Raw genomic sequence first — 2,646 nt, 5'->3', positions numbered from 1 at the left:
CGCTGATCGACGAACCCAGCTACAAGATGTTACCGGGCCGCTTTGGCCCCCAGCAGCTCACCCTGCTGCGGCTTGCGGCCAGCAAACCCGAGGTGGCCCGCATCTTCGTCAATCCGGTGATCAAATCCGCGGTCTGCCAACAGGCTGGTAACGAACCTTGGGTCGCCAAGCTGCGCCCCTGGGTGGGCCACTTCAGCCACTTCCACGTACGGCTGCGCTGCCCGGCAGGCAGCCCCGATTGCGAGCCCCAGGCTCCCATTCCGCCCGGCAATGGCTGCGGGGAAGAGCTGGCCTCCTGGCTCAAAGACAAGCCCCAGCTGCCCAAGGTCTCCGGCATCAACAAGCGACCTGAGCTACCTGCGCGTTGTGGCAACTGACCCCAAGCTGGTATGGTGGTGCACTCTTGGTCGTACACCATCCATGGCGCACTATCGACTCGAAATACCAAAGGAGAACAACAAGATGGCCACATCACTCTGGCGCAGAACCACGCAGAGCCTGTTGACCCTGACCCTGCTGCTCGGCCTGACCGGCTGCGGCATGAACAATATTCCGACCCTGGATGAGCAGGTCAAGGCGAGCTGGGGGCAGGTGGAGAACCAGTATCAGCGCCGCGCCGACCTCATTCCCAATCTGGTCGCCACCGTCAAGGGCTACGCCAGCCATGAGCAGGAGACCCTAAAGGCGGTCACCGATGCCCGTGCCCGGGTCGGCAGCGTGCAGGTGAGCGATCCTGCCCAGCTCAAGGAGTTTGAAGCGGCGCAGAACCAGCTCTCCAGCGCCCTCTCCCGCCTGATGGTTGTGGTAGAACGCTACCCCGAGCTGAAAGCGGATCAGCAGTTCCTTGCCCTGCAGGCCCAGCTGGAAGGAACCGAGAATCGCATCTCGGTGGCACGCCGCGACTATATCGAGGCGGTACGCCAGTTCAATACCGAGATCCGCACCTTCCCCGGCGTCATCTGGTCCAAGTTGCTCTACTCGGATCTGGAAGCCAAACCCAGTTTCAGTGCCAAACCCGGTGCCGATGAGGCGCCCAAGGTCAACTTCCAATGAAGATGATGCTGCGCTGGTTTCTTCCCTGTCTGCTGCTCTGGGCCACTGCCCTGCAAGCGGCGCCGGACTTCCCGACGCTGAGCGGACGGGTGGTGGATGAAGCCAGTCTTATGTCCCGCAAACAGGCCCATCAACTGACCCAACAGCTGGCCGCCTTTGAAAAGCGCAGCGGCATCCAGCTGGTGGTGGTCTCTGTCGACAGCCTCGATGGGGAGACTATCGAGGAGTACGGCTACCAGCTCGGTCGTCACTGGGGGATCGGCCAGAAAGGTAAAAACAATGGCGTGCTGTTGCTGATCGCCCAAGATGAGCGCAAGGTGCGGATCGAGGTAGGCTATGGATTGGAAGGCGCCCTGCCCGACGCCATCGCAGCCAACATCATCCATGGCCGCATCCTGCCCGCCTTCAAGCGCGGCGATATGGTGGCCGGGATCATGGCGGGCAGCCAGAGTATCATGAAGGCACTCGCCGGAGAATATCAGCCGGTCGAGCAGCCAAAGAGTGACAACGGTGGCGGCCCCTGGCTGTTTATTCTGGTGGTGATTGCGATGATCGTGCTCCACAACCTGCGCGGGGGTGGTGGCGGTGGGCCGGGAGGACGACGTCGGTCGACCTACATGGCCGGTGGATTGGGTGCCGGCTCCTTTGGTGGTCGCTCTGGCGGCGGATTCAGCGGTGGCGGCGGCAGTTTTGGCGGCGGCGGAGCCTCCGGTGGCTGGTAACAGGAGTAAAGAGACAAATCATGATTTCTAAACAGTTCTTCCACACGCTTCAGGCCAAGGTGCGCGAAGCGGAGCTAGAGACTGATGCTGAACTGGTCACCGTGCTGGCACCGGCCAGCGATGGCTATCGCTACATTCCCACCCTCTGGGCGGCGCTGCTGGCCATGCTCACCCCCCTGCTGGTGTTCCAGCTCGGCTTCTGGCTCGGCTGGTACGAGATCCTGCTGGTACAGTGGTCGGTCTGGCTGCTGCTGAGCCTGCTGTTCCACTGGACCCCCATCAAGATGCGGCTCATCCCGAAGAAGGTTCGCCAGCACCGGGCTGCGCTGATGGCTCGCCTGCAATTTGTCGAACAGGGGCTGCACCGCACCCGCGACCGGCTCGGGGTGCTGATCTTCGTCTCGGCCGCCGAGCACTATGTAGAAATACTGGTGGATGACGGCATCGCCCAGCATATCGACAATGGCCAGTGGCAGGAGATCATCGACGACTTCGTGGCGCGAGTGCGCAACAAGGAGATCGAACAGGGTTTTCTGGAGTGCGTGGAACGCGTTAGCGCCATTCTGACCGACGCTTTCCCGGCCACCCGGGATCAAAACGAGTTGCCGGACAGTCTGATCATCCTCGACAAGCCCTGATCCGGTTTAAAAAAACGGCATTCTGCACAAGGGTTAAGCATTCGGAAAAGATTATGAAAAATAAGGGGAAAAGAGGTTGACCCACACAGCCCTTTCCCCTAAATTACGCCCCGTTCCAGCGCAACAGCGCAGCGAACGAAAATTTGGTGAGGTGTCCGAGTGGCTGAAGGAGCACGCCTGGAAAGTGTGTATACGGCAACGTATCGAGGGTTCGAATCCCTCCCTCACCGCCA

Annotated in this window: 4 protein-coding genes and 1 tRNA gene; all 5 read left to right on the top strand. The window is 60.8% G+C overall.

From position 1 onward, the window contains the following. A partial coding sequence (locus AB5Y92_RS12585; protein WP_368226883.1) for a penicillin-insensitive murein endopeptidase occupies positions 1-377 on the top strand: 377 nt, incomplete at its 5' end. Positions 378-462: 85 nt separating this feature from the next. Beyond that, positions 463-1,053: a LemA family protein gene (locus tag AB5Y92_RS12580; RefSeq protein WP_058058420.1), complete on the top strand. Its 591-nt coding sequence runs from the start codon at positions 463-465 to the stop codon at positions 1,051-1,053. Beyond that, on the top strand, positions 1,050-1,775 hold the full coding sequence (locus AB5Y92_RS12575) for a YgcG family protein (RefSeq protein WP_058058421.1): 726 nt from the start codon (positions 1,050-1,052) through the stop codon (positions 1,773-1,775). Before AB5Y92_RS12580 ends, AB5Y92_RS12575 begins: the two co-directional genes overlap by 4 nt. Positions 1,776-1,795: 20 nt before the next feature. After that, positions 1,796-2,413, top strand: coding sequence for a TPM domain-containing protein (locus AB5Y92_RS12570; protein WP_005337196.1), 618 nt, complete (start codon positions 1,796-1,798; stop codon positions 2,411-2,413). A 145-nt stretch (positions 2,414-2,558) separates the two neighbouring features. Next, positions 2,559-2,646 (top strand) — tRNA-Ser (locus AB5Y92_RS12565).

Origin of the sequence: Aeromonas sp. R1-1, assembly GCF_040908495.1 — a bacterium.
GTDB lineage: Bacteria > Pseudomonadota > Gammaproteobacteria > Enterobacterales > Aeromonadaceae > Aeromonas > Aeromonas veronii.
The sequence above is the reverse complement of the archived record's forward strand: the minus strand, read 5'-3'. Positions and strand labels throughout refer to the sequence as shown.

Excerpts from the sequence above, each read along its gene's own strand:
- AB5Y92_RS12580 (WP_058058420.1), top strand. The coding sequence starts at position 463 with ATGGCCACATCACTCTGGCGCAGAACCACGCAGAGCCTGTTGACCCTG.
- AB5Y92_RS12575 (WP_058058421.1), top strand. The coding sequence starts at position 1,050 with ATGAAGATGATGCTGCGCTGGTTTCTTCCCTGTCTGCTGCTCTGGGCC.
- AB5Y92_RS12570 (WP_005337196.1), top strand. The coding sequence starts at position 1,796 with ATGATTTCTAAACAGTTCTTCCACACGCTTCAGGCCAAGGTGCGCGAA.